General features: G+C 57.8%; 14 protein-coding genes and 2 pseudogenes. 9 read left to right on the forward strand and 7 right to left on the reverse strand.

From position 1 onward, the window contains the following. Nucleotides 1-343 (reverse strand): annotated as a pseudogene (locus BM374_RS34610) (transposase); the annotation flags it as partial. 73 nt (nucleotides 344-416) lie between these two features. Here BM374_RS34610 and tnpC point away from each other — a divergent pair. Then, nucleotides 417-1,283, forward strand: a pseudogene (gene tnpC, locus BM374_RS34615) (IS66 family transposase); the annotation flags it as partial. 137 nt (nucleotides 1,284-1,420) lie between these two features. Here the strand turns inward: tnpC and BM374_RS34620 are convergent. Both BM374_RS34620 and BM374_RS34625 read right to left on the reverse strand, forming a co-directional pair. Then, a complete protein-coding gene (locus BM374_RS34620) occupies nucleotides 1,421-2,017 on the reverse strand; it encodes a hypothetical protein (protein WP_092303068.1) in 597 nt (198 codons plus the stop codon). Then, entirely contained in the window at nucleotides 2,017-3,033 is a 1,017-nt protein-coding gene (locus BM374_RS34625) for a hypothetical protein (protein WP_092303070.1), read from the reverse strand. Before BM374_RS34625 ends, BM374_RS34620 begins: the two co-directional genes overlap by 1 nt. 627 nt (nucleotides 3,034-3,660) lie before the next feature. Here BM374_RS34625 and BM374_RS34630 point away from each other — a divergent pair. Then, nucleotides 3,661-3,969 (forward strand): hypothetical protein, encoded by a 309-nt coding sequence (locus BM374_RS34630; protein ID WP_143270321.1) that lies wholly within the window; start codon nucleotides 3,661-3,663, stop codon nucleotides 3,967-3,969. Nucleotides 3,970-5,159: 1,190 nt separating this feature from the next. Here the strand turns inward: BM374_RS34630 and BM374_RS39005 are convergent. Further along, nucleotides 5,160-5,489, reverse strand: a complete 330-nt coding sequence (locus BM374_RS39005) for a hypothetical protein (RefSeq protein WP_177248748.1) — start codon at nucleotides 5,487-5,489, stop codon at nucleotides 5,160-5,162. A gap of 670 nt (nucleotides 5,490-6,159) precedes the next feature. Here BM374_RS39005 and BM374_RS34645 point away from each other — a divergent pair. The 3 genes from BM374_RS34645 (at nucleotide 6,160) to BM374_RS34665 (ending at nucleotide 10,858) form a co-directional block, all read left to right on the forward strand. Further along, nucleotides 6,160-7,152, forward strand: a complete 993-nt coding sequence (locus BM374_RS34645) for a CBASS cGAMP-activated phospholipase (protein ID WP_092303075.1) — start codon at nucleotides 6,160-6,162, stop codon at nucleotides 7,150-7,152. Between the two features lies 1 nt (nucleotide 7,153). After that, nucleotides 7,154-8,551, forward strand: a complete 1,398-nt coding sequence (locus tag BM374_RS34650) for a CBASS cGAMP synthase (protein ID WP_092303077.1) — start codon at nucleotides 7,154-7,156, stop codon at nucleotides 8,549-8,551. A gap of 933 nt (nucleotides 8,552-9,484) precedes the next feature. Further along, complete coding sequence (locus tag BM374_RS34665) at nucleotides 9,485-10,858, forward strand: PleD family two-component system response regulator (protein WP_092303083.1); 1,374 nt, start codon at nucleotides 9,485-9,487, stop codon at nucleotides 10,856-10,858. Between the two features lie 2,464 nt (nucleotides 10,859-13,322). Here BM374_RS34665 and BM374_RS34680 read toward each other — a convergent pair. Then, a complete protein-coding gene (locus BM374_RS34680) occupies nucleotides 13,323-14,717 on the reverse strand; it encodes a carbohydrate porin (protein ID WP_092303085.1) in 1,395 nt (464 codons plus the stop codon). A 485-nt stretch (nucleotides 14,718-15,202) separates the two neighbouring features. On the opposite strand from BM374_RS34680, the gene BM374_RS34690 reads away from it, so the two are divergent. The 4 genes from BM374_RS34690 to BM374_RS34705 all read left to right on the forward strand — a co-directional run bounded on the left by BM374_RS34690 (nucleotide 15,203) and on the right by BM374_RS34705 (nucleotide 25,320). Further along, the gene (locus BM374_RS34690) at nucleotides 15,203-17,032 is read left to right on the forward strand and encodes an AAA family ATPase (RefSeq protein WP_092303088.1); all 1,830 of its coding nucleotides are present in this window, start codon (nucleotides 15,203-15,205) and stop codon (nucleotides 17,030-17,032) included. Beyond that, a complete protein-coding gene (locus BM374_RS34695; RefSeq protein WP_092303090.1) occupies nucleotides 17,029-17,676 on the forward strand; it encodes a 4Fe-4S single cluster domain-containing protein in 648 nt (215 codons plus the stop codon). The genes BM374_RS34690 and BM374_RS34695 overlap by 4 nt, the downstream gene beginning before the upstream one ends. 331 nt (nucleotides 17,677-18,007) lie before the next feature. Next, the gene (locus tag BM374_RS34700; RefSeq protein WP_244552802.1) at nucleotides 18,008-23,959 is read left to right on the forward strand and encodes an AAA domain-containing protein; all 5,952 of its coding nucleotides are present in this window, start codon (nucleotides 18,008-18,010) and stop codon (nucleotides 23,957-23,959) included. Further along, a complete protein-coding gene (locus tag BM374_RS34705) occupies nucleotides 23,956-25,320 on the forward strand; it encodes a coiled-coil domain-containing protein (RefSeq protein ID WP_092303094.1) in 1,365 nt (454 codons plus the stop codon). Before BM374_RS34700 ends, BM374_RS34705 begins: the two co-directional genes overlap by 4 nt. A 209-nt stretch (nucleotides 25,321-25,529) precedes the next feature. Here BM374_RS34705 and BM374_RS34715 read toward each other — a convergent pair whose 3' ends face one another. Together BM374_RS34715 and BM374_RS39010 are read right to left on the reverse strand one after the other, a co-directional pair. Further along, nucleotides 25,530-26,159 (reverse strand): hypothetical protein, encoded by a 630-nt coding sequence (locus tag BM374_RS34715; protein ID WP_092303096.1) that lies wholly within the window; start codon nucleotides 26,157-26,159, stop codon nucleotides 25,530-25,532. A gap of 40 nt (nucleotides 26,160-26,199) precedes the next feature. Then, complete coding sequence (locus tag BM374_RS39010; protein WP_177248750.1) at nucleotides 26,200-26,358, reverse strand: hypothetical protein; 159 nt, start codon at nucleotides 26,356-26,358, stop codon at nucleotides 26,200-26,202. Nucleotides 26,359-26,854 lie beyond the last annotated feature (496 nt).

Raw genomic sequence — 26,854 nt, forward strand, 5'->3', positions numbered from 1 at the left:
ATCGAGCAGGCCCGCCGTTCCGACAGGCTCATGACGGCCTGCAGATGCGCGACAGCAGCGCGCTTGGCGGCGGGCCCTACCATTTTTTTGAAAGGAGCTCGCGAAGGGCGGCTGCATCGAGCATCTGCTCGGCAAGAAGCTTCTTCAGCTTCGCGTTCTCCTCCTCCAGGGTTCTCAGCCGCTTGGCCTCGGAGACATCCATGCCGCCGAATTTGGCCTTCCAGTTGTAGATCGTCGCTTCGGAGATCCCGTGCCTGCGAGCCAGATCGGCCGTCTTCGCCCCGGCCTCATGCTCCTTCAACACCGCGATAATCTGCTCTTCCGTAAACCTTGCTCGGTTCATCTGTCCGTCCTTCTTCAGGCCGGACTCTAACTACTTCTGGAGGAAATACTCAGTGGCAGGTCAACTGCGTCTCATGGATGCCGACCCCGACACTGCTCCGGATGAGATTGCCGCCCTGAAGGCGGCGCTGGCAGTCGAGCGCGCGAAGGGTTTGGAGATCGCCGCCGAGCTCGCGGTCGCCCGTGCGAAAGCGTCGGAAGACGAGGCGCTGATCGCACAGCAGAAGCTGCAGATCGCCAAGCTAAAGCATCAGATCTATGAGCAACGGTCGGAGCGTTCTTCGCCTGATCGAGCAGCTGGCGCTGACGTTCGAAGAGCTGGAAGCAAACGCCACCGAGGACGAGCTTGCGGCCGAACGGGCGGTGGCCAGAACGACGACGGTGCGCGGATTTACACGTAAGCGCCCCGAGCGTCAGACCTTCCCCGACCATCTGCCACGGGAACGGGTGGTGATTGAACCGCCGGCAGCTTGTGAATGCTGCGGCAGCAACCGTCTGCGCAAGCTCGGCGAAGACGTCACGCGGACGCTTGAAGTGATACCGCGCCAGTGCAAGGTGATCGAGACAGTGCGGGAGAAGTCCTCCTGCCGTGATTGCGAGAAGATCAGCCAGGCGCCGGCGCCGTTCCATGCTGTCGCCCGCGGATGGGCTGGCCCGAGCCTCCTGGCCATGATCATGTTCGAGAAGTTCGGCCAGCACCAGCCGCTGAACCGCCAGGCCGAGCGCTATGCCCTGGAAGGCGTGCCGATCGCGCTGTCGATCATGGCGGATGCTGTTAGGCGGTCTGTACGGCGCTTCAGCCTTTGCTGCGCCTGGTGGAAGCCCATATCATGGCGGCCGAGCGCGTTCATGCCGACGATACGACCGCGCCGGTGCTGGCCAAGGCCAAAACCGATACGGGACGATGCTGGGTCTACGTCCGGGACGACCGGCCGTTTGGGGCCGGGACGGTCTTACTGGAGAGAGTGCAAGTGATCAGGGCCATGTGGCCTTCCCTTGTGTGGTTCCGTTCTGAAAAACCGATAGCGCCAAGCTGCCTCAATCTGAGGCCGATATTCGGTCTCCAACTCCCGCTGGATCAGGTCGCCTTTATCTTGTTTACCTTGTCGAACAAGAATGTGATCGCATAGACCGTTAGAGTCCCATAATGAAAAACGAAAAAGAACGAGGCGAACAGCACGGCATTGTAAACCAGCGTGAACTGACCAGCTGCCGTTAGAGCTGGTGAGAGATCGATGCCGGCTGCGAACATGTAGATCACTACGTAAACGATACCGAGTGAGCACAAGTAGCCAAACAACAGACTTGCATATTGCCGCAAGGTCACTTCGTGGAAGAAATAGCCGTTGTCGGCGTTACTCCAAAGTCGGATTTGAGCCTCAGAACCAGGTAGCTTCTCATTCAGTCCAACGGACTGATAAGTCGACAGCGCCGCCAAAGCAGCCAGATGAAAAGGCACAACGAACACCATCACCTGGAAAACACTCGCTGAAAACGTCTTCAGAAAAGAAGGAGCAAAGATAGTGGGCAATAGAAGATATATGGCGGCTGCAGCAAACGCCGCGACCCCCGGCACCACAAACTCATAGACCCTCTTCGACTGAAAGAAACCGCGATTGCCCGTTATCGCGATAAATTTCAGACAGGAGAGCAGCTCTGAAAGCCACCAGAACATCAGCTATTCCAGTATTCAGCATTCTGCAAACATTTGGACGCGAACTTTTTAGTCGGAGGATGGAAAGAACTATAGCACTCTGCTGCTTCGTCACCAGCTTCTGGAATCGTGACTGTTTTGCAGTACCGCATATCGGCATTGTCGAGATCTTCGATTCCGATCGTCGCAGTCGAGATGCTGTCCATGTGACGACCGCTGTCGTCGACCAGCTCCACGTTCAACGACTCAAAGGAAATCACTTTCAATGTCTGCCGCACGTGGTTGACAAGCCTCTTGACTTTCGAGAAGTCGTTGGTTGGAGCGATTCTTGCCTGCAACTGCACGTCCAACCGCTGCACTGCGGGCTCATCCGCTTCACCGCGGAATCTTGTCGATCCCCTCGTGAGCTTGAAGCCGCCGATACGCCCCTCCTCCAAGTCCCTCTTTAAACTGCCATTCATCTGCGGATGAAAACGTACGGTTGGGCGGTACTCCACCGTTTCGGATTTTTCGCGCTTACGCTTTCTCTTCTTCTCCGCGACGAAACGGTCCGGCTGGTCCTCCGCCAAACGCTTCAGGAGTAACGTCAAGAAGTCCTTTACAAGCACGCGGCTAATGCCTCGAGTTTGCTCCAACACTGTGCGAAAGCGACCTTGGTCGTTCCCAGCCGCAATCTCCTGCTTAGAGATCACGACGTGGCAGGACGCGCCCGGAACATAAGCGGGATCGTCAGGTCGTGATTGAACGACACTCCGCGACCGAGGATTTACAAACGCCGGTATCGCACGTTTGGGGTCACCTCGCACCAAGAGCAATGACAAAGCTTGAGGGGTTTCTTCGAGATCGGCAATGTAAATTGCATTCGAGGGATCAACCATGGAATCCGCGCTGACCGCGGAGCCAACCACGTAGGCGATTGCGCTTCCATCGTTGAAATAGCGGCTGCAAGCCTCGAAAAGAACAGTTCCAGGTACCGCGACATCGACCGCTGGGTAGCGGCCCATCGCCATTTTCATTAGAACAACCTGCCCCGTCATGCTCCCCCACTGATGTGACAATAGCACGGCACAACCAATCTGGGGGCCCCGGCAAAAGTCTAACGAAAGGGAGAGACTTTTCCCATCAAAATGGGTTCCCATGCGTGGGCTCGCAGGGTCAAGGGAAAAACAAGAGCCCCCAAGTACGCTCGATCGCGCTGTATCGGCCGATGATCGCCATCTATAAACGAGTCTTGATCTCAATTGATGCAATGAGCAGCGCTAGTAAGATTAAATCCTGCACTCTAGCGCCTCTTGCTGGTGATTTACCCTCGGCAACCCCTCCCGGGCAGCAGTATCCCACCTGTGCTCGCGAGCGCCGTCTTCCTGGCAGTTTCCACTCGTCAGTCTAAGTATTACCAGACATTGCCCAACGTTCCGTAAGGCAGAGTAAACGAAGCCGAGCTAGCAGGAGCTTTTGGCAACGGAGGCACCTATGGCGAACTCGTTTAGAAGCGACTTCAGGAAATGGGTAGTGCCGACTGATTTCCCGCGGCAGTCTCCCGCATTGGCCAGGCCGGATGGAAGATCTCCTGGTTTGCAGCGCCTTGTTCTTGCACCGCAGACGCGACGGCCGAACACATTTCCGAGCTACTGACTTCCTTGATGCTTGCTACTGAGCAGTGGATGATCGAATTTCAACAATCTGACACTTATCCCCTTGGTGGCCTTGGCGGTCTGCTCCGCCAATATTTTTATTTTTACCTCCGAAGCAACGACCGCGAACCCTCGCCCAAGCCCCTCAATCGCGGGCAGCTTCGATTGTCGCGTTCAAGGCAAGAAGATCGTGATTTAAGATGCAATTGTGTTGATGAATTCGATTACATCACCAATCTTGCCCGCGGCCTGAGGGAGCGACAGAACGCGCTCATCAGAGCTCTGGACTTTACGCACGCCTCCACTGGAATTGAGCTGACTTCTGGACTTGCCGGCTAATCTCGTTCAGCGTAGCTGACAATTCTTCAGTCGCCGATGCAACAGAACGAACCTTGGTGGAATCCTGTTCAGACGCCGGCGCAGTCTTTGCGAGTGAGCCAGCCGACGCCTCCGGTTCGGTCGACGTGGACGAAACGGTTTCGAACAATTTTCCCACTGGCCGCTTCGAAGGCATCTGCAAGCTTGCGTGTGTCGGAGCTTCGTTGCTCGCAGCGATGCGATCCTGGGCTGCTTTGGCTTCGGTCTCCGCCCTCGGGAACGGGGCAAGTGATAGCGATTGCCGCAGGCGAGTCCCTTTCCCGAGTGCCCCCGGCGAGGAGCTCCGAAGTTCTAGCGGGTCCTAGTCGAGTAGCTCAGCCATAGGGTTTCGCCCTCACAGATTCGGGCGGCGGATTTCCTGCACCCGCGGAGCTCGCCGTCTCTGCGCACCAAATTGCCGAATTCCTTGCGCTTGCTACGTGAGTCAGCGGATGCATATGATCCCGCTTGGTGAGAGCCGCTGGCCAGTCTCTGAATTGATCTCGTTTTTCGGCAAATGCCGTCTCGCGCACTTACCTGTTCCGGATCAACTTCCAGGCGGCGCGCTCCCTGAATAGTTCCAGTTCGCCGGCGCTTTGCTGATGGATTCGGATCGGCGTGTTTTAATCCTGTTTGGTTGAGCCAGCAGGTTCGCCGGCGCCGCTACTTTCGGATGAAGATCGACGCAAATTTTCCTGAGGCCACATCGAGGGAGCACTGCTCAACGCGGTCTGCCCAACTTGCCTGAGAACTTCGACGCACGTCTCGCCTCGAGAAGCGGCTTCTAGAATTTTTGAAGCCACGTGCGCTCGGATGCCGGTCTCGTGCCGCGACAGATCCTTGCACACTTCCTCCAGAATTCGACGGAGACAGGCGGTGGTTTCGGAGTTGAGCATAGAAGGTCTCCTCCAATGGACCCATGCAATGACTGCACTGAACGGCGAGTTTCACGATATAACAATCATCACTTGCCAATTTGAACGGCGTGGGAGCGACCCTTAGATGTTGACTTACGGTTGCATGATCACAGAATGAAGAACGTAGCGCGTCATCAACTCTCGTGTCTTTGCGAAGATCACCGCATACTCGGGCAAAACCGTTCGACAGCTTGAACATCTTGACCGCGCCACGCTGCCCTCAGGATATAGGCCAGGATCCGCGGATCGGTCTCCTCAAGGCGGTCCCATTCCTGCAGCAAGGCCTTGACCTGCTCGGCCTGGAAATATGCCACATAGCTCTTTCGATATGGTGGCACGGGCGCAGGAGCCGGCGAATGGTCCTTGATCGACTGCGCCAGCTGGTGCTCGTACGCAGACCTTATCCTGGTATTTCTGATAGCCGCGCTCGTCGTTGAGCGTTACCCACCCAATGTCGTCAGCGGCTATCCGGTAGAGCTCCTGAATTTGATCTGGCAGGTACAGCAGAATTGAAATGACCACCGAAAAGACGGCAATCCACCGGAGGTTGCGCAAAAATGTAAAGAGCTGCTCGCGCACAGTCATCGCGTCATTCCCCGAAATGCCGATCGGACAAGGTCCTCAGCACAAAAAATAAGCTTTTATTCTAGAAATTCGCACCAGCCCTCGTCGAAGGCATCGGTGATACATGATGGGCAACTCGCAACAAACTGACGGGAGATCTCCTATGGGGCCACCGGCCTAAAGTTGAAAACATAACCTACAGTAGTGGCGCGATTTATCGAATATTCTCTTGAACCGTCAAGAGATTTTCGATGTCGAGAATCAAAGCCGCGACGTCGTTGTTTTGCGCTGTGGATGCACCTACTCGTGCACTTTTTCTTCGTTCATTTGCCTAGAACGCAATAAATCCGCATGGCAAGCTCCTCATGTTCCGCCCCAATCGACTTCGAATCATCATCGATCGATGTCGGCTTCAAACTTGGCGATCGCCGCGCGTCAGGCAATCCGCTCCTTGTGCGATCGCGCGACTTCACGCCGCTTGAGCTCACCGTTCCGCAACTTGCTTAGAGTCGGGCAGTGGGCGAGACAGTTCTCCGCCGACAACATATCTTGAACAAGGGAGTCGGCGGTCCTAAAAGCTACACCATCGTTATCAGTCTAGGCACCGAACGACACTCCACCGACGTGGCGTAGGGGCCAGCCGGGGCCTAAGCATCTTCGAGCTCGTCGCTCCGACCGTACGGATCCTATTTTGACCTTTCAGATCCTCTCACTGTCTGGCGGAGGCTTCATGGGCCTTTATACCGCCTGCATCCTTGCCGAAATCGAGAAGGAGATCGATCGTCCGATCGCATCCTGCTTCGACCTCATCGCCGGTACGTCCGTGGGCGGCATTATCGCGCTCGGCCTTGCTGCCGAAGTCGAAGCAGCAGTGATCAGGAACGCAATCGCGACTGATGGGCCAAAGATATTCTCTCGGAAACCGCCGCCGCAGAGCGCGCTCGCCAAAAAGGTCGCTCTCGCCTCGAATGCCCTACACGCCAAATACCGCGCCAGCACGCTTCGATCGACGATCGTCGACTTGGTGGGTGAGACGACCACGCTCGGGGATCTTCAACACCGCGTGATGGTGCCGGCAGTCAATCTCACCAAAGGCTCGCCGCAGGTTTTTAAGACCGACCACCACCCGAATTTTCAGAGGGATTGGAAGGTGTCGGTGGTCGATGTTGCGCTTGCCACGTCGGCGGCGCCAACATTCTTTCCACTCCACAAGATCGGCGGAGAGCTTTTCGCAGATGGCGGGCTCTACGCCAATTCCCCGGATCATCTGGCCCTTCACGAAGCCGAGCATTTCCTAGATCACGATCCTGAGGATGTTTGGATCCTGAGCATCGGCACGACGACCTCCCGATTCTCATTCTCCAATTCCGGTGAGACCGACCTAGGCTGGATGGGTTGGATGGATAACCAGCGCCTTCCGCGAGTGATGATCTCAGCCCAACAGTTGAACACCGAATATATGATGGGGCACCGCCTCGAAGCTCGATATCTGCGGATTGACCATCAACAATCTCCTGAACAAGAGCGACAGCTTGCGCTGGACGCAGCAAGTGAGGGAGCCATTCGGGATCTTTGGGCACTTTCGGAATCCTCGATCCGCGACAACCTCGGCAAAGGCCCCCTCCGTTCGTTCCTGAAGCACACGGCGCCGCCAGCACAGTTCTACAATCGGAAGGCATCGTGACATGGGGATCGCTGCAAGCCTGTTCTTCAACACTGACGAGCCAGAGATTTGCCTCGACTGGCGAGTGCGCCCTTCCGGCGAGCAGTACAACACGCAACAGGAGCGTTGGAATGACCTTGCGATCTACCTGAGAGATGATCTCGCCAAGCGATCTGGCTGCGCGATCGCATGGTGGCTGCAGGGATCCTACAAATTCGGCACTCAGATTCGTCCAGCGAGTCCCGATGAAGAATTCGATATCGATGTTGGCATATATTTTCGCTGGGCCGGCGAGCCGAACGACGGCGAGCATAGCCCGCTCGATCTAAAGACTTTCGTTCAGGAGAGCTTGGTCAGGTATTGCGATGACGATGGCAACGACGCATCCGAGGTCGAAGATCCTCCTAAGGCTCGATGCAGTCGGGTGCATTTCGACGATAGTTTTCACATCGATGTCCCTTCCTACCATCTCGATAGCGATCGCGATGCGCGCGCTTTGGCTACCGCCGAAAACGAATGGGAGAATAGCGATCCCAAGGCTATCTATGAATGGTGGAAGGACGCCATACCACAAAGTGATCGACCACGGTGCCGCCGGCTCGTGCGCTACTTCAAAATGTGGGCTGCGCTGCGGTTCGGAGAAGGTTCGCGCCCGTCGTCGATCCTATTGACCGTGCTCGTGGGCGAAGCATTCGAGGAGCTCGACAAGGACAAGCTGAGTGGGGACGATGAGTTTCTGGCTGCAACGCTGCGGGTCGTGGTCGATCGCCTGCAACAATCGGCTATCGTGAAGAATCCAGCAAACAAGGAAGAGAACCTCAATCGCCTCTCCCAGGAGGATTCTTCTTCGCTGCTAGACAAGCTTGAGGGATTCCTCTCGATAGCCGAACGAGGCCTCGTGACCACCACAAAGACCGCCGCTGCCGACGTGTGGTCCGAGGCTTTTGATCAATTCTTTCCCATTCCGGAAGAAGACGATGAAGAGGAGGCCGTTCTCAAAGCAGCCCAAAACCGAGCGCTTGCCACTCTGATTTTCAATCCCCTTGTCAATGTGACAGCAACGGTCGGTTCTAGAACGTTCACTGGAGTGGACGGGATCGGGCCCATACCCAAAGGATGCGAGATCACGTTCACGCTGGCGAACGCGCATGCTTTACCTCCAGGGGCCGAAGTGAGATGGATGGTGCGCAACTCCGGGCGCGGGGCCGAAGAAGTCAACGATCTGGGCCACCGCGCCGGTGAAGGGATTTCGACTTCTCGCGACTCGGCCTACCACGGCGATCATTACATGGATGTTTCAGTCAGACTGAACGGCCGCCTAATCGGCAGCAAGCGAGTGAAAGTCCTCGTGTCAGGGTTGGGCCTGCCTAAGAGAAATCCGCCCCGACCAGCTTGGACGACGCTCCGAAAAAGACGCTGACAGCGTCTCGGCGGGCACCATGGCTTTGATCTATGCGGATATGTCCACTATACCCCAGTGCGCAGTTATATTTACTGCGGCTCGACCGGCTGACTACGGGCGAGCATGTTGTGCCCGTGGAGCGGGTTGGATCATGGGTTTTGCCAAGGGCCAGCTGCTCATCGTGCTCCACGCGCGACTTTGAACAGATCGTATCGCGAACCATGTACGGCAACATTCGCCTTCAATTTTGGTTTCGCACTCCGCACAAACAGCGAAGGCCGAAGAGTGTCAAGGTCGATGTACATCAGACCTTCGGCGTCAGATCGCAAGATGTGAGCCTAAAGCAAAGTCCCACATTTCCAGTGCTATTGCCGACCCCGACCCCTCCTTGCTACGTACCCTCCTCCGCGAGCAGCCGAGAATTGGTTTCGGGCAGCATTTTAATTCCCAGGTCCGGCAGGTTCAGCAAGAGGAGCCGCAGCAAGAACGCCAACTCCTCACAAGGGGGAAGCGAAAGCAGTCTCTTCGGGCGACAGTCAATCTCGACGCATTCTGCTGGCAGCTCGCAAAGATCGCTCACGCCGGTTTGCATCGCGCAGTTTGGACTGGAAAATGTTCGATCAATGCTGGCTCCGCTCATACTCGGCACGAGCAAGACGTATACGTATCTTGGTGGCGGAGCCGACTTCCCCCTTGAAGGAACCGTCGTCATACCAAGGTACATGGCTCATCAAGACGGGCATCTACGACTGCCAAGAGAGAAGATTTTTAACGGCCAAGATCCAGCTTTTCGGCATCTGTCGAAAATCAGCTACTGGGTCGTCGTCACCGAGGCCTTCGATGATCTTCTTCCAGATGCTGCGATATGACCCCCGTCGCGACTTGCCCAATCAAAAATAATTGCTGCAACTCAGGTTCGAAGCATTTTGCGAAACCGCCGCGCGAGTTTACATGGTAGCACGCATTCTTGTCGTCGATGATGTACCCGCCAATCTGAAGCTTCTGGAGGCGCGCCTGTCGGCGGAGTATTTCGACGTGATGACCGCGTCGAACGGCACTGAGGCGCTGGCCCTGGCCCGCCGCACAGACTGTGACCTCATATTGCTTGACGTCATGATGCCCGATATCGACGGTTTCGAGGTCTGCCGCCGCCTCAAGGCCGATCCGCTCACCTTCCACATTCCCGTCGTCATGGTCACAGCGCTCGATAGCCCAGACGACCGCAACCGAGCGCTGGAAGCAGGCGCCGACGATTTCCTGACGAAGCCTGTCCCCGACGTCGTGCTCATCGCACGAGTGCGCTCTCTGACGCGCCTGAAGATGATGGTCGACGAGTTGCGCATGCGCGCTGCCGCCTCAATCGAGATCGGCATGCTGGCGCCAGATCCCAGCGTCATGGCCGACGCCGGCAAGGGCGGTCGCATCCTGTTAGTCGACGACAGCAAATCCTCCTACGAGCGGTTGGCGACGATCCTCGCCGCCGAGCATACCATCGAGGTCGAGCCGAACCCGAGCGAAGCGCTATTCCACGCCGCCGAAGGTAATTACGATTTGCTGATCGTCTCGCTCGACCTCAAAAATTTCGACAGCCTGCGGCTTTGCAGCCAAATGCGCTCGCTGGAGCGGACCCGCAATGTGCCGATCCTGGCGATTGCCGATCCCGAGAACTCGACGCGGCTGCTCCGAGGCCTAGAGATCGGCATCAACGATTATCTACTTCGCCCCAGCGACAAGAATGAGTTGATGGTTCGGGTCCGCACCCAGATCAAGAAGCACCGCTATGTCGATTACCTTCGAGAGAATTTGCAGAATTCCATCGAAATGGCGATGACAGACACGCACACAATGCTGCTCAATTGGAGATATGCGGAAGTCCAGTTGAAGGTTGCCGCCACGAATGCAATAGCGAAGAGCGAACGGCTCGCATTCCTTTTTCTCGATGTCGATAACTTGAAAATTATTAATGATACTTATGGGCATAGTGCAGGAACTGATGTGTTGAAAGAAGTCTCGGTCCGCATCCGCAAGTCGATCCGTGGCATAGACATCGGATGTCGGTACGGCGGTGATGAGTTTGTTATCGTCATGCCACAGACTGATCTACATGTTGGAAGCCTAGTGGCCCAACGGTTTGTGAGAAGCATCGCGGGAGAGTTGTTCTCGATTAACGGCGGTGAACGGCAGATCGCGGTGACGATCTCCGCCGGCCTTGCCGCTCTCACGGGTACCAATGATTCAGCGAAAGGGCTGTTTGATCGCGCCGATGCTGCGCTTCTTCGCGCAAAAGCAGACGGTCGTAACCGCGTAGTGGTTGACAATGGCTGACCGGTGCGACAGTGCGTTTTCTGGTCGGATCAACACGTGTTCGTTCTGCGAGGACTCTCCGTCGTGGCAGTAGCTGAGCCGATTATAAAAAATCTAAACGCCTCTCCCCGAAGGATTCGGCCTTGGCGTCACGAATGGCCAGCGGCAGAACCGACGTTGTTGGCGAGCTCTCCACCTCGTTTTGACGCTTGTCATCGTCTGCACGTCGGGCTGCTTGAGCGCGAATGAATTCAAATTGTTGCGTTTACTGAGCAACGACTTCTAAGGTGCGATGATCGGCGGGCGATTTGTGACGCTGAGCGATAGAGCGCAAAACCTGTCGAGATAAGTGGTTCTGGCAGGAAAACTACCGAGCTCCGGTCGTAGCCAAGGCGTGATTCTGGCGGGAACGATCCGCCTTATGAGACCGCCTGCCGGTCCTTTTGGCTCGATCGGGGCGGGGCGAGATCATTTGCCGTCTGCGGCTTCGCTGATCAGTTGTATGACTCTTTCCAGGCCTTTGTGGCCTCTAACTCGTGCCGTGGTGTTGGCCATCCTCTTGCCGCGCAGGCTGATAGCAGTCCCTAGGCAGCCGTCACACGATTAGACTAGGGGCAGAAGGGAACCCCGAACTGGGAGATCGCCGCCCGAGAGTGCCGTCGTACCAGGCCTGCAGCTTGCCAATCGGGGCTCAACCTTCGAAGCGAAACGGACCCGAAAGACGAAACGAAAGAGCAGCGCACTCTGAACAATGGTGTAGGACTTTTGCGCGGGCCCCCTGTTAATGCCATTGTCATTTAGCAGTTGTATGTTCCTACCGTAGATTGCATATTTTTCCCATTGTCGACCGCCTATTGCTTACAAAATTCATGGTTTGGGCAGTAATGAGTGATCGAGGTCGAGTTCACAATTATTCGGCTCTTCTGGGCGAACGGCTCGAGCGAGTGGTTGCACTATTTCGAGAACTGCAGATTCTCCGCCGTCGCTTACGAGCCGCTCAGGCGAGAAGGATAGCCACGACTTGCCGTCTCCCTAAGGCGAGCCGTGGAAGGAGAGTTCTTCGGCGGAGCTAGATATCGCAAGCTCGTTGAGCCGTTCATACGACCGATCGAGCTTGCCACCTCGCCATTGTTGGGAAGCTGCATCGGGGTTGGGGGCTCGTAACGGGATCGCCTTTAGCGACGCCTAAATATTCAAGCCTTTGCCCGCGCAGCACCGCGGCATAAGAGCAATAGTCTCACAGCACTTCGGACCAGCACACGAACGTTAATTTGCGCGATTCAGGCCTGCTCCCGTACAAAGCAGACAGAGTAAAGGGGGACAGCAAGATGATCGTGCGGGCGGAGGAAATTGTTGCCTTGTTGCTGATCCCGCTGGGGTCCGAACCCTGGCCTCGCGTCACCACGGCGCGCGCATCCCTTGCAGCGAGGTCAGCTATTACGTCGCGAAGTATTCCGCACCAGTCGCTGAGATGTACGCCGTAATCATGGCGCTACCGACGCACAGATCGAGCGAACGCGCTTGGCCCATACGAGACTGCTGAAAATGAGCGATCACGCGCTGATTGAGCTGGTGGACTGCTCCCCTGAATTGGTGGCGGTGGGCGGGGCTGGGCTATCTCGACATGTTTTGAATGATTATGCCGCTCCGCAGCTTGGGCCGGGTGGAACCGGAGGAGTTTGGAGCCGCAGCTCGGTACTTTGAAAATCAAGGCCAAGCCGTTGGGAGTAACCTGCACAGATCAGCGTCAGCCCCTCGCATTCGCGCTTAATGGACGTCTCGGTCTAACTCTCGCAACAGTCGATGAAGGAAGTCGCTAGCGTGGTTATATTGTGCGCGACCATCCAGTATTTCATGAGCGAGTGGTGACACTATGTTGCCGACGGTCTCAGAGCCAATCAGCTCGGTCCGAGATGACCATAACTCCAATAGGCCCTCGGGGATGTGCTCGCTCGATCCAAATAGTTTGAGAAGCCGGCCTTCGGCGACACCATTATGATCATGGTGGGCCTTGGCCGCATAAAAGGCGAACAAGCCTCGAAATGCGTCACGGGAAACGGAAGGCTTAGCCATCGCGATGTCCCCCACGAATTCTTCAAATGAATTTGCGAAATTTGAAACTAAAGGGAGGCTATTCGAATTCCTGACAAAGACGATCCTACAGCAGATCGGGAAAAAGCGGCAAGCCCTTAATCCGTGATAGATGTGGCTCGCGCCGGATGCCGCCTCGATGCTCGCCTATGTTTGGCGGAGGACGGGCGGCCCAGAAACGAGTGCCGCAGGCCGGAGTGGGACGGCCGCTTGGGCCCATGGCCAAGGAGATCTGGAACGTTGCCATCTGCCGCGCTCTCATCTCCTGGCCTCACAGGATGAATTCCCCGGCCGCGGCATACAACAGCCGAACCCATCCCGCGGCGCGCCTCCGAAATCTTCATGCTCTCTGCGCGGATAGTTCTTCGCGTAGAAGCCTCCTCGGTCGGGGGCCCTAGAATTTCACCGTCGTGCGCAAGCCGAGGACTGCCGCGTTCTTCAGCGCTCGGCCCGGCATCGGGCCCGTCGGGTCCGTCGCTCCGCCGCCCGGCCGGATGATGTATTGGAAATTGGGCTGGAGCGTCCAGCCGTCCCTTAGCTGGTACTGATACACGGCCGTTAACAGTCCTTCGAAGCTGCGTATGGGCCAAGCTGGACCGACAAGTGCGCGGTAGTCGGCGTCCAGCGCCTGGGCGCGTTTGGAGACGTGCGCATAGCCGGCCGCGACACCGAACTTGTCGTCCGGCCGTTTGTCGCTGAGGCCGATGAATTCGAACCCGGCGTCGGCGTAGAGATCGATCAGGTTGCGGTCCGCGGGAGCGCCCGAAATGCGAGCGAATACGCCGATTCCCCGGTCATCGCTCTTGGGCACGCGATAAAGCTGCTGCTCGAAGACCGCCCAGCCGCCTATGTCGCCCGCCAGCATGAGTGGGGTGCCGCTGCTGCTCGGCGCCGCAACCGAAACGCGGTTGCTGGCGAGTTGAAGATCTGAGAAAGGCCCGAAGTGACGCCATCCGCCGAACTTGACCTGGCCGGTTAGATTGGGATCGCCCTTCTTGTTGTTCCAGGCGTACTGGATCTGTCCGAGCAGCAGAGGCGGATCGTTGATGCGGAAGTTGACGCCATATCGGTTGCGTTCTTGCGGGTCGCCCGGGCCGGGACCTGCCTGATTGCCGTCGAAGATGCCTCCAAGGACGGACAGCTGATCGGTGATGTTGACCAGCAGCCGGGTACCCATTGCCGCGAGCGGCGGTGACGGACCGCCGCTGGGCAGGTCGAGCGATGTGATCGCCGGCCAGCCCATGGAGGCGTTCGTGAAGACGTCAGTGTATTTCGTGTTGAAGAACTCGCTGTCGGCGGCGAGCTGCCCGAACTTCAGAGAGAATTTTTTGTTGCCCCACTGCTTTTCGAAGTAGGCCTCGTAAAGGCGCGTCGACGGCAACGCTTCGATACCGCTGACCACGAAGAAATTGTCGAGATAGTTGCGCGACAGTCCCTCGCCGTGAATCTGGAACATGTTGGCATGGAAGGTCAGCTTGTCGATGCCGGCGAGCTTCTGCAGGTCGACATCAATCGCGAGATTCAGCCGGCCTTCGTAGATCGCTCCCTGCTTCAGTCCGCCGGAGAGGTTTCCGAGCGTCTCGCCGATGTAGGTCGCGGCGAACTTGATCCCGGATTTCTGGAAGGGATTTGGCAGAAGACCGAGCGTCTTCTCCTCAACCGTGCTTTCGCCGGTGTCCGGATCGGCGGGCTTGTCTTCGTCCGTCTTCTTGTCCTCCTGCGCGAAAACATGCGTCCCCGCAAGTAGCCCCGCGACTAGGATTGCCGACGGCAGGCGTCTACCGGACATGTTCAATTGAACCGCATACGGAGAGCTCCACGATAAGGCGCATTGGGGCACGGTCGGACGCCAAACTCAAGAGCGCACCATAGTCCGTTCCGGAACCCGACATCGAAAGTCGCGGGCAAGCATGCGGTGTCAGACTCCGAGCCGACTGGGCGCAAATGACCCTTGTCTAATTCCTCCGTTGCTGAGAAGCGAACCGTAGTAGCGATTAGCTCCGCGCGAATGATGCGCTTATTCGTTGGCCGAAAGTCGATCTCCCAGAGATCGCGCTTGCCGTCGCACACGATCTGATGCGTTTGGCCGACCAGATCGCGAACGCCAATGGTGTCCCCGATGGGCTGGATGTCCCCTTCCGATCTCGATCGAACCGCCCTTCTCGTCCTTCGTCGCCTCATCCCATTTCCCTATGGATTCATGGGAAATACTCTCGAAATCGGCGAGTAGGATAGCTTATAGTCGCGCGATACGCGTACAAGGGGGGCTTATCGGTGCACGACAGTTCGGTGGAAAGAGCCAGATGGCTCCGCGATTTGCTGCGCTTTTTGCCTCTGCGCAGCCAATTCGTGCTCTCGGGCAATACGCGGGACCTTCAGATCCACGAGGTCGGTCAGGGCGAGGTGACCGCAGCGCCCTTATCGAGAGTTCTGCCGGACGTTCTAAAGGCAGCTGGTTATGGGCGGATCGCCTGGTTCGACCTTCTGAATGGATTTCGGGAGGTCGAGCCGGCCGACGGAAGCTACCTCACTCAACTGGGTCTAGTACCGAGTGCCGGCACAGCTGCGGGCGGGATTGATCTGTTGTCGATGACGCTCGAACGGCACGTCATGGCTGAAGGCCAGCCGTCCGCCCTTATCATCGATTTTGCCTCAAGACTGATCGCGCGAAACGACGCCTTAGCCCCAGCCGAGCACCAGCTTTTCTCGCGGGCGCTGATCCTCTCTCATGCGGCGCGGACGCGCCCGGCGGGAGATAAGCGGCTGCCTTTTTTCAATACGGTGGTCTGGATCGTCGACAAGGAGGGTGATCTGCCTGATTGGTTCCTGATCGGAAACCCGAAGATCAGACACGTGCCTATCGGGCGACCGGATCATCTTGCCAGAAGGAGCATGATCCGCTCCCTTGTCCGAAGTCTACCCGGCGCGCAGAACGCGGACCAATCTGAGCTAGAAAAGTGTACTCAAGGATTCGTGGACGAGACTGAAGGCCTTCTGTTGCTCGACGTCAGCGCGGTCGCGCAGCTCGCCCGCAGCGAAGGCGTGCAGTACGACCGGATCGGGGATGCCGTGCGGCGCTTCAAAGTGGGCGTGACTGAGGATCCTTGGCGCAAGATCAGCCGCGACAAGATCAGTTCGGGTGAAGAATTCGTCAGACGCCGCGTCAAGGGACAGTCCCACGCAGTCACGCATATGCTCGATATCGTCAAGCGCGCGGTGACGGGGATCGGACAATCGCCGCGCGGCGGCCGGCCAAGAGGTGTCGTCTTTCTTGCCGGGCCGACCGGTGTTGGCAAGACGGAACTCGCCAAGACCATCACCAGCCTGCTTTTCGGCGATGAATCTGCGTATATCCGCTTCGACATGTCGGAGTTCAGTGCCGAGCACTCGGACCAGCGGCTGATCGGGGCACCGCCCGGCTATATCGGGTATGACGTCGGAGGCGAGCTCACGAACGCCATCCGTGAAAAGCCGTTCAGCGTCGTCCTGTTCGATGAGATCGAGAAGGCGCATCCGAGGATTCTCGACAAATTCCTGCAGGTCCTCGACGATGGCGTCCTCACCTCGGGACGAGGGGATCGTGTCTATTTCTCCGAAGCGTTCATTGTCTTCACCTCGAATTTGGGCATCTACGTCCCCGGGCCATCTGGTGAGAGAATTGCCAACGTCACACCCGAAGAGAGCTTCCAAGCGGTACGGAGCAAGGTCCGAAGCGAGATCGAAAAGCACTTCAAACAGGTCCTCAACCGGCCCGAGATATTGAACCGGATCGGAGAGAACGTCATCGTCTTCGACTTCATACGGGTCGAGGTGGCAAACGAGATATTCGATCAGATGGTCGACAACCTGCTCAGGGACGTTAAATCGCTCGGCTGTGACGTGAAGTTGACCGGAGCTGCCCGGGAGGTCCTTCGCAGCCTGTGCCTTTCTGATCTTTCAAACGGCGGCCGCGGCATCCGCAATCAGGTTGAATCTCACCTTATCAACCCGCTATCGCGCAGTCTCTTCGATCGCGGAGCGGAAGCCGGACACAGATACAGGATTGAACAGATCAGGCCCGGCCCATCGACCACGATCGATCTCGTGAGCGAGGATTCCCCATGAGGGTCAATCTGTCGCGCATCCATTTCCCGGTCACAACGTTGGGGCCCGGCCGAAGGATCGGGATATGGTTTCAAGGCTGTTCGATCCGCTGCCCGGGATGCATATCCATGGACACCTGGGCGCACGGACGAGGAACGACGACCGTAGAGGACGTCATCGAGGCAGTCTTGCCATGGCTTTCGACCGCCGACGGGATCACGATTTCGGGGGGCGAGCCTTTCGATCAGCGCGAGGCTTTGTTCGATCTTCTGGCGCGGCTTAGAACTCGAACGAAGGCGGACATCCTGGTCTTTACCGGCTACCCCTGGACCGCGATCTGCGAAGCACTAGCCACATCGCCATCTCTGATTGACGCGGTCGTTTCCGGGCCGTTTGATATCAATGAAAAGCAAACCCTCGCGCTTCGTGGCAGCGATAATCAAGAGCTGCACCTCATGACGGCGCTGGGCCGCGCTCGGTTCGCGAGTTTCGACAGGCCCATCGACGAAAGGGACCGCACCTTCGACGTCATGTTCGACGATAATGGCGAGGTCTGGCTTGCGGGCATTCCGGCTCGCGGCGACTTCCGGCGCCTTCGAAATATGCTCGAAAGTGGCGGATCGACGCTGAGAATTTCGGAAGATACACGTTTCCCCTCCATTTAGAATTTTTCTGATGATCAGACTTTGCCCGAACTGCAATACCGAACGCCCCGTCAGCGAGATCTTTTGCGAAGGCACGTTGAACAGCCAAACCTGCGGCTGGGACCTCTCGGCGGTCGATATAATGCCGGCGGGATCGGCGAGACCGAGGCCAAATCCACCTGTAATCCCTCTTCCGAGCGCCCCGACCTGCCGAAACGGTCATCAGGGCTCTCCTGGCGACCTGATCTGCAGCCTATGCGGCGAGCCGATCATCGAAGGGGACGAGGCGCCCTCACCGACCGAGCCCATTCCGACGCCACAGCCCGCGCCAGCACCCGGCCAAGAAACCATCGTGGACGGTTGGCATCTGCAGGATCGGATCGCCACCTCCAGCACAGTTCGCGAGCGCTTTGTCGCCACGCGCGCCTCAGATGGACAGCGAGGAATCCTCACGCTTTACGCTATAGGCTCGGAACCGGACCAAGCGATCTATGATTTGCTCTTAAAGCTTCCTCGCGATCACGTCCCCGAATTCTTCGCAACCGGTCGCTGGCAAGACCGCGCCTACGAGGTCGCGGAGGAATTCAAGGGCGGCACGCTGACGGATTTTGCCGTCGATCCAGCTGATCCGGCGTCTGTTGCAACCTTGGTCGGCGAGCTCGCCAAGGCCGTTCACGCTCTCACCGAAGCCGGACTGCGGCACAGGGATCTGCGCCCTTCCGTGGTGTTCGTGCGGTCAAAAGAGCCACTTGACCTTGTCGTCGGGGGCTTCGGCTCGGCACGGCTCTCCGAATTCGACCTCGATATCGTGTCTCCGCTTGAAACCACTCGCTATATGGCGCCCGAGGCGATCGCCGGCGGGGTCGCCCCGGCGTCCGATTGGTGGAGCATGGGGATGATCTTGTTGGAGAAGATCACCCAAGGCGCGTGCTTCGCAGGCATCAATGAGCAGGCCTTTCTGATCCACATTCTCACGAGCGGCGTACACCTGCCCGAAAGTCTGGATGAGCGGACCAACACGTTGCTGCGCGGCCTGTTGGCGCGTGACAGGCGCCAGCGCTGGCAGTGGAAGGAAGTTCAGGCGTGGCTACGCGGAGAAAGCGTATCAGCGCCAGCGGCCGATACAGCGGGCGACACAGAGGGCCGGAGCTCGATTTCGCTGGGTGGCAAACAATATCGATCTGCAAGCATGTTCGCATTGGCAGCGGCGGAAGCTGCGAACTGGGACCAAGCCAAGGCGCTTGTCCTCAGCGGCGCCGTCGCAAGCTGGACTTCGGAGGCCGGCTTCGAAGCGGCTGTTGCGGCAGGTCTTCGGCAAATTCTGCGGACTGAGGACCTTCAGGAGGATTTGAAGCTCTCCATCTCCCTTAAAGCCCTCAATCCGTCGATGCCTCTGATCGTTAGAGGCAATATCGTCACACCGGGTTGGCTGCTCGACCACCCAAGCGACGGTTACAGTCTGATCACAGGTCCTGCACCCGACCTGCTGCGGAAGATTGATCCGGACGATTGGCTCTGGCGCCTAAAGGTCCGCTCCGACACGGTTCGTAAGCGACTGGACCAACTCGAAATCGCTGTCGACGAGGATGCTCTGCGCGTTCACCTGCTGTCGACCTCTATGGCGCGCCTCGCCGCGCTCTGGGAAGAACGGCGAAGGCTTTTTCCCGATACCGACCATGCCGGCGTAGCAGCGCTTACCGAGCGGCGCATTTCGGCGGAAGAAGACCTCGTCATCCTGCTCAGCGCGACCTCGAACCAGTTCCGCTCGGTCGCCGAGATCATCGAAGAGGCAGAAAAGGAAGCGTCGACGGCCGGGCTCGGCAACTTTTCGGCAGAGGAGGCGACAACGCTCCTCGGCCGCCCACGTCGGGAGATCTACCAGGCGATTGACGAGCGCATTCAAAACTTCGCCAGATGCGGCATCAAGGAGGTCGACGAGTGGGCGGACCAGTTTCGCCTGGACAGACGGATGCCCTTGGGGCGCGCGCTCGCCCTTCTTTGTGTGCCCGCCGAGACGTGGAGAGCGCTTCCCAAGCAAAGTTATGTGTCGACGATCTTGGACTTCTTCGCCAAGCGGATTTCAGGCGGCGTGTTGCGCGGACCACTCACGCGCATGCTGATCGGCAAATCGGCCAGGATCGATCTCACCGAGCTCGATACGTCCAGAGTGCCGGCAGCTGACATTCTCGACCAACTGCTTGGTCGTACGAACCGGACCGTCAACGTCGATCCGGCGGCTTTCGCCGATGACGACGGGCTTGAGCGAAGGTTGCGCTCCTTGCACTCCCATGCATTGCTCTACAGGCGCGATACCGGCATCGATGGCCTGTTCATGGGATTTCCGTTCCTGATCATGCGCGATCATCGGCCGAACGCGAGACCGCGGATTGCGCCCGTCCTGCTATGGCCGGTGCGCGTTAATCCGGAGGTCGGTAACCGCGGCCATGTCAATTTAAGTTATGGCCGCGAGAGAAATCCCGATACCGAGATCGAGCATGTTCTCGTCAATCCCGCACTCGAAGGAATGGTCGGCATCCCCGAGGCGAGACGTTGGCAGGAAGCGGCCAACGAGCTCCTGACCCATGCGAGCTTGTCCGTCCAGGCGGTGATGGACGCCTTCAGCCGATTGGCCAAGCCTGTCGGCAACGAATTGACTGCGCTTCCCGGAAAGGACGTCGAAGTCGGTCCGCAAGAACGCCAGCTGGTGCCAGCAGCCGTGCTGTTCCATCTAGCCTTTATGGGCCAGGCGGTAATGAAAGATCTCGAGACCCTCCGGGGCTTGCCGCCGACCGCCACAGCACTCGAGGCCGCCCTGCGGCTGAACGAACAGCAGGCGGCGCCTGCGACGTCTCCTCCAGTGAAAGAGGCCGACCGGTACTTTACTGCAGACAGTGATCCCTCGCAGGAAGCGGCCGTCCTCGAAGCACGTCAGGCCCCGGGACTGGTGATCGAAGGACCTCCCGGAACCGGCAAGAGCCAGACCATCGTCAACATGGTCGCGGACGCCATCGGCACGGGAAAATCGCTGCTCGTGATCTGCCAGAAACAAGCCGCTCTCGAGGTGGTCCGCAAGCGCTTGGATAAGGAACGCCTGACGGATCGCTTCGTCATGATCACCGATGCCCATCGCGACCGTGAGCCGATCGTCGGCTCAATCCGTTCGCAGGTCCAGGCTTTGCACAACTTGTCTCCCGGAAGGTCTCCGGCGTGGAAGCGAGAGCGCGATCGCCTCGCGGCTCGCATTGAGACGCTCGAGACGGAGCTGGATCGTCGCCAGGTTGCACTTCATTCCGTGGATGATCGAACCGGATTGTCCTATCGAGCGCTGCTCGGCGAACTGCTCGAGATCGAAGAAGGCAGCGGAAAACCCATTGACGCTCCTGAACTTCGCCCTTTGCTGGCAGATCTACATCCCGCGGACGTGGCGAGAATTGAGGAGAATTGCGGCCCGCTCGCGAAATTTTGGCTTCCCTCGAAATTTGAAGGCAATTCTCTGTCCGCCCTCAAGCCGTTCAATTCGGATCGAGGAACCGCGGCTGCGCTGGCCTTGCACCTGCAGGCATTTTTGCAAGCCGACGCGCGGCGAGAGCAGACCGACGCTGAGACAGCGAATTGCCTGAAAATATCGGATGCGGCCGCATTTCGGTCCTGGCTCGGCGAAGCGGCTGAGTTCCGCTCGATCAGCGATTCGGTCTGCGCAAATCTCGCGCGATTGCGGCCGCTGTTTCGGAATGTCGAGCATGGGACATCGGAAGCTGTGCGCATTCTGGAGGGCCTATCGGCGATAAAAGAAATTTTCTCATCGCTCGACGGCCCATCCTACAAACCGAATTTTTGCTCCAAGCTTATCGCCTTCAATAAGGAAGAGCTCTGCTCTGCCGGGGAGCTCGCGGGCCAAGTTCGCTTGCCGGCAAGCGCCCTACAATGGCTCAACCCGCTCCATTGGCTGCGAACGCGCCGTGTACGCCAGCTCCTTGCGTCATTGCAGCTCCCGCAAGATAACGACGCCATCAGTTCGCTGTATTACGCGGTCGAGCTCGAATTGGCCATACGCCAGCCAAGGCACGAACTCGATCAGTATTTCACGGTCCTGTTCGGCCGCGCCCCCAATCTGGATTTGTCCCCCGGTAAGCTCGCCGATTTCGCCGAACGCCTCGGCTCGTTCCTCAATGGTCTGGGAGGCCACAATTCGCTCATCGATCGGTGCCCGGACCGGCTTGAGCTCGAGAGAGCGCTCTCGGCCGGAACGACCGAAGAACTCGGCACGTTCTTTCAGCGGGCCGAACTCGCCCTGAGAAGGCATGACACGAGAGAGGAAAGCCGCGCCGCATTGGACCAACTCAAGACCTATTTCGACGAACTGTGGCTCGGATCGAGACGCTCGGCGATTGAGAATGGCCGCTCCAATGCGAGCGCCATTGACCAGATCGTACAAGCTCTGCCGATGCTGAGCAGCTACCAGGAATATCGACTTCGCTCTTCGCGCCTGGACGACAAGGAGCGCACCATTTTCGCAACACTCAGGTCGAGGGAGTCCCAGCTTTCGGAACTGTCTTCCGAAGACCTCGACAGCTGCATTCGCGCCACGATAGGCCGGGAGGCGCGTTTGGCGTGGAAGGCCGATATGGAGGGTGCGAATCCTGACGTGTTGTTCGATGCGGACGAGCTAGATGCGAAGGTAAAATCGCTGGCGGAAGCCGACGCGCAGATCCGGCAGTACAACCGGGATCTTCTCGTCCAAGGTATCGATGCGGCAAAAGTGCGTCCGACCAGCGAGTGGGACGCGATCACCAGGCTGCGTGGCCCAAGAGCGCTAAGATTACGCGAATTCATCGATCGCGCCGCTCCGCTCGGTCTTTTCGCGCTCCGGCCAGTCTGGCTCATGACGCCAGATATCGCGAGCCGCGTGCTGCAACCTCGCGCGGGACTCTTCGATACCGTCATCTTTGATGAGGCTTCGCAGATGCCAGTCGAGTATGCACTGCCCTCCCTATTCCGCAGCAGGCTCGTCGTCGTCAGCGGCGACGAAAAGCAGATGCCGCCGACCTCCTTCTTCGCCAGCAAGGTCGAGAACGACGAAGCGGCAATATTCGACGGTGAAGAACCAGAAGAAGGAGCCAGCGAGGAGGAACGCGAAGCCTTCGCGGAGACGTGGAATCGCAGAGAGATCAAGGATTGTCCTGACCTCCTCCAACTCGCCCGCTCCGTGCTTCGGACCCGCACTCTGCAGGTGCACTATCGTTCGAAATATCGAGAGCTGATATCATTCTCGAATGCATCGTTCTATGCCAACGGCCTTAGCGTCCCCGTTCGCCATCCCGTAGAGACAATCCGCAGGCTCAAGCCGATCGAAGTGGTGCGCTCGGACGGCACTTACAAGGCTCAGACGAACCAAAAGGAAGCCAGCGATGTCGTACAGTACCTATCGGAGCTTTGGGATGATCCATCGCCGCCGTCGGTCGGTGTCGTCACATTCAACCGCAAGCAGGCCGACGCCATAGAAGATGCTTTGGAAGACCGCGCCGAAAACGATTCAGCGTTCCGAGAGGCATTGATGCGAGAGTGCGAACGTATCGAGCATGGCGAGGACATGGGGTTTTTCGTCAAAAACGTGGAGAACGTGCAAGGTGATGAACGTGATATCATCGTCTTCTCCACGACATTCGGCCGCAATGAACACAGCGTTTTCCGCAAGAGCTTCGGCGCGCTAGGCCAGGCCGGCGGCGAGCGCCGCCTGAATGTCGCGGTAACCCGTGCGAGAGAAAAGGTGGTCATCGTCACATCCATGCCGATATCGGAGATATCGGACCTGCTGACCAGACGAAGTGGTCCCAGGGTGCCGCGCGACTATCTGCAAGGCTACCTCGAATATGCCAGGACGGTTTCCGATGGTCTTGCAGACTCCGGAAAGACGCTCCTGGAGCGGATGGTAACCGAACCACGTGTCCCCCACGAAGCTGGACATCATGAGGACGACGGCTTCACCAGGTCCGTCGAAGCCTTTCTGGAAGCGAATGGCTATAAGCCAAGTCGGGCTCGCGATGGCGGCGCATTCAGCCTTGATTTTGCCGTGACCGATCCGCGGACCGGCCTCTACGCCATAGGGGTGGAATGCGATGCGCCGCAACATCATTTGCTTCAAAGAGCTCGTGCTCGCGAGATCTGGCGTCCCAATGTGTTGGGAAGAGCTGTTCCTCATGTCCATAGAGTTTCGTCGTATGCTTGGACGCATGCTGGAGACGCCGAACGCCTCCGGCTCAAGAACGCTATCGAGCACGCGCTTCGTGGGGGAGGATTGCAATGAGCGGACCCAAAGCCTTCAGGATCGTTACCCGAGCCGAGATCATCGCCATCTGCCGCCGCAACCTGGCGCGGCTTGACGCAGGGGTCGAAAGCTGGACCACCGCCGGCAAACGCAACGGGACGATTGAGCAGAAGGACATCGACAAAGTCCTAGTGCGGCGAGATGAGCTTCGTCGCCTGCTCGAGACCGATCGTTTCATCGAACTCCAGAAACAGGTTGCCGCCGAGATCGCCTTCCTTCAGGCGGATTCCGAGCGCCGGGTCGAAAGAGCTGCCGAAATGGCGGCCCGTTCGAACCGCGAATTGAGGCGCTCCAAAGCTGCAGCCGAGGCGCTGCTACAGAGACTGCAAGCTCTGAAAGTCGAAATTCCCGACGACATTCGAAACGAGCTCAGCTTGACCGGATCTTCCGAGCGCTTGGAAACGGCGATGGCAAAGGCACTGCTGCTGCTGCCTTCTCAGGCGGCACAAGAAACCGCGACAGACCGGCAACGCGAGCTTGCCACCCGCCTGGGCGCCGGCGAACGTCGCGGCACGCTGCAGGAATGGATTGCCGGGCAAGCTCAGGAGATGGAGGATCCTGCCTTGAGGCGCGTCGATACTCTTCTCGGCGAGTTGCGTGGGCTTGGCATCGATCCCTCTCCATTTTCGGCCCGTGTCGCGCAGTTGGAAGCAGAGCCTGCGGCTCGAAGATCGCTTGTCGCAGATAGCCTTCTGTTGGACCTCGCCGCGGCCGTGAAAGATGGCCGCGCCAGCGCGCGACTGGTGGACGAGCTTCGGGCGCGAGGCGCCGAGCTTTCCGTGATGAAGTCGGCGGAGGCTACCTCGCTGCTAAGCGAAATCGAGGAAGCCCTCCCCTCCCCATTGTCCAGCAATGGGCAAGAGCTCCTCAAGCGCGCCGACTTTCTCATCGAGAAAGAATTCAAGGCGATGGCCGCCGCGGAGCGCAGGCGCGCGGTACTCGAAGGTCTTGCCAGCCTTGGATACGAGGTATCGGAGGGAATGGCGACCGCCTGGGTCCAGAACGGCCAGATTGTCCTTCGTAAGGCGTCCACTCCTGGCTACGGAGTAGAGCTCTTGGGCGGATCGAGATCGGATCTCCTCCAGGTACGCGCCGTAGCTATCGGCAGCCCAGTTCAAGGTCGCGATGCAACTCGTGACCACGACATGGAAACGATCTGGTGCGGCGAGTTCGATCGCCTGAAAGCGTTGGTCGCTAAAGCAGGCGGGAATGTCACTATGGAATTCGCAAGGCCGGCCGGTCAATTTCCTTTGAAGATCGTCTCAGATCCAGGTGCAAGCCACGAGGCAGAGGTTGTTGAAAGCTCACATCGAGCACGACCAATCAGCCCCCCTCATTAGCAATTTGCAGGTACCTAGCCAATCGCGAAAACCGCTACCGAGGGGATATCCTTCAGCAGGCCCTTCACGGTGCTCGCATCGATCTTCATGATCTTCGTCTTATCCTGGGGCGCCACGCTCGGCTTCGGGGTGACGTCCAGCTTGAAGGTGTCCTCTCCGATGGGCTTGAGATCACATTTCAGGTTCCCGCAGTTATTGTTCAGTCCCCCTTAGTGCATCAGGGAGCGGAAGAGCATCGAAAGTGAGTCTACCGTCAGATCGCGATTCTTTGTCAGGTAGTGGCAGACGTTATAGAGGTACCCGAAGTCGTATTCGCGCGGTTTGGGCTCGTAAGCCCAACAGAGGCGATACGACAAGTCAAATGCCAGCATCTGGTTGTGGAACGCCTCATAGAACATCGGGAAGCGGATCATTTGCTGGCTATCGCCATAGCTGAGACCCAGGACTTCACCGGTTTCCACCTGCTCGATCGTCCCCCAAGGGCTCGCTTCGAACTCGATGTTGGTCACAATATCGCTCTTGTAGAGCGCATGTAACATCGCGCCGGCGCGCTTGTAGTGGTCCGGATTCTCCGAATCCAAGAGCACCGCATACTGCTTAATGTTCTGATTGTATTCGCCGTGCGCGAAAATGACGCGCTCCTTATCAATCGTATGCTTGCAAGGGAAATCCTGGATCGCTGCGGCGGGCGCCTTTTCAAAATGCGCCGTCACATAATCGAAGAAGAATTTCTCGTCTTCTAAACTCTTGAAAACACCGTTCATATCGCAACCCTGCGGCGAATCGACCGCGGGATTTCCCGCGAGCCAAGATTTCTGCCATAAAAAAAGGCCCTGCATAATGCAAGGCCTTCTCCGCACTAAATGGTTAAGATGGGGACTATTTCCTGTCGAAAAACGCGTCCTTGACCACCTTAAAAGCGCTCGGGGCCTCCTGAGGGTCCCTGATCTGATCATTCAGATAGTTACACGGATACATGCGGACGAAGTCGTCGCCCGCAGGGGTCGGCGCCGGGGTCTTTTCCGATGTCTTGGCCATGTTCACGCTCCGAATCCTCATCCTTTACCTTCGCAAAAAAGTCTTAACACTTGATTCGCAAAGGAATATGACGCGAAAGGGCTTCCTTCGCGTCATCCTGCTCTGCGGAACAGGATATAGACATTTGCTGGTCGGTCAACAAAAAAGGTCTTGACAGCTTACGAATCTGCAACCCCTTTGATTTCTCAGTAGAATCACAGAATGCAACCTTGCAATCTATGCTTGCGACCATCGTCGCGAGTCAATGCAGCACGAGCAACAAAGTTTCAAAAAATGCGGGTGTTGCACAGAAGACTCACGCCAATCTGTGCACGGCAGCTTGTCTGCGGTTCAATTTTTCCACCATCAATTACCGGAAAATTCCGCTTCACCCGAGCGGGCTGGTTCGGGCAGCACAGCGTCTATCAAATCGCCAATCGTCCAAACACGCTCAGCAACGCCCTGCGCGACCGCTGGGGTGGTGCGCAGAGCTTCGAGGACGCGGCATAGGTTGTAG

The sequence above is a fragment of the Bradyrhizobium sp. Ghvi genome (genome assembly GCF_900115265.1).
Lineage (GTDB): Bacteria > Pseudomonadota > Alphaproteobacteria > Rhizobiales > Xanthobacteraceae > Bradyrhizobium.

What these genes read in the sequence shown, in the direction of transcription:
- BM374_RS34620 (WP_092303068.1), bottom strand. Translation starts at nt 2,017, where the DNA reads ATGTTCTGGTGGCTTTCAGAGCTGCTCTCCTGTCTGAAATTTATCGCG.
- BM374_RS34625 (WP_092303070.1), bottom strand. Translation starts at nt 3,033, where the DNA reads ATGACGGGGCAGGTTGTTCTAATGAAAATGGCGATGGGCCGCTACCCA.
- BM374_RS34630 (WP_143270321.1), top strand. Translation starts at nt 3,661, where the DNA reads ATGATCGAATTTCAACAATCTGACACTTATCCCCTTGGTGGCCTTGGC.
- BM374_RS39005 (WP_177248748.1), bottom strand. Translation starts at nt 5,489, where the DNA reads ATGACTGTGCGCGAGCAGCTCTTTACATTTTTGCGCAACCTCCGGTGG.
- BM374_RS34650 (WP_092303077.1), top strand. Translation starts at nt 7,154, where the DNA reads ATGGGGATCGCTGCAAGCCTGTTCTTCAACACTGACGAGCCAGAGATT.
- BM374_RS34665 (WP_092303083.1), top strand. Translation starts at nt 9,485, where the DNA reads ATGGTAGCACGCATTCTTGTCGTCGATGATGTACCCGCCAATCTGAAG.
- BM374_RS34680 (WP_092303085.1), bottom strand. Translation starts at nt 14,717, where the DNA reads ATGTCCGGTAGACGCCTGCCGTCGGCAATCCTAGTCGCGGGGCTACTT.
- BM374_RS34695 (WP_092303090.1), top strand. Translation starts at nt 17,029, where the DNA reads ATGAGGGTCAATCTGTCGCGCATCCATTTCCCGGTCACAACGTTGGGG.
- BM374_RS34705 (WP_092303094.1), top strand. Translation starts at nt 23,956, where the DNA reads ATGAGCGGACCCAAAGCCTTCAGGATCGTTACCCGAGCCGAGATCATC.
- BM374_RS34715 (WP_092303096.1), bottom strand. Translation starts at nt 26,159, where the DNA reads ATGCAGGGCCTTTTTTTATGGCAGAAATCTTGGCTCGCGGGAAATCCC.
- BM374_RS39010 (WP_177248750.1), bottom strand. Translation starts at nt 26,358, where the DNA reads ATGGCCAAGACATCGGAAAAGACCCCGGCGCCGACCCCTGCGGGCGAC.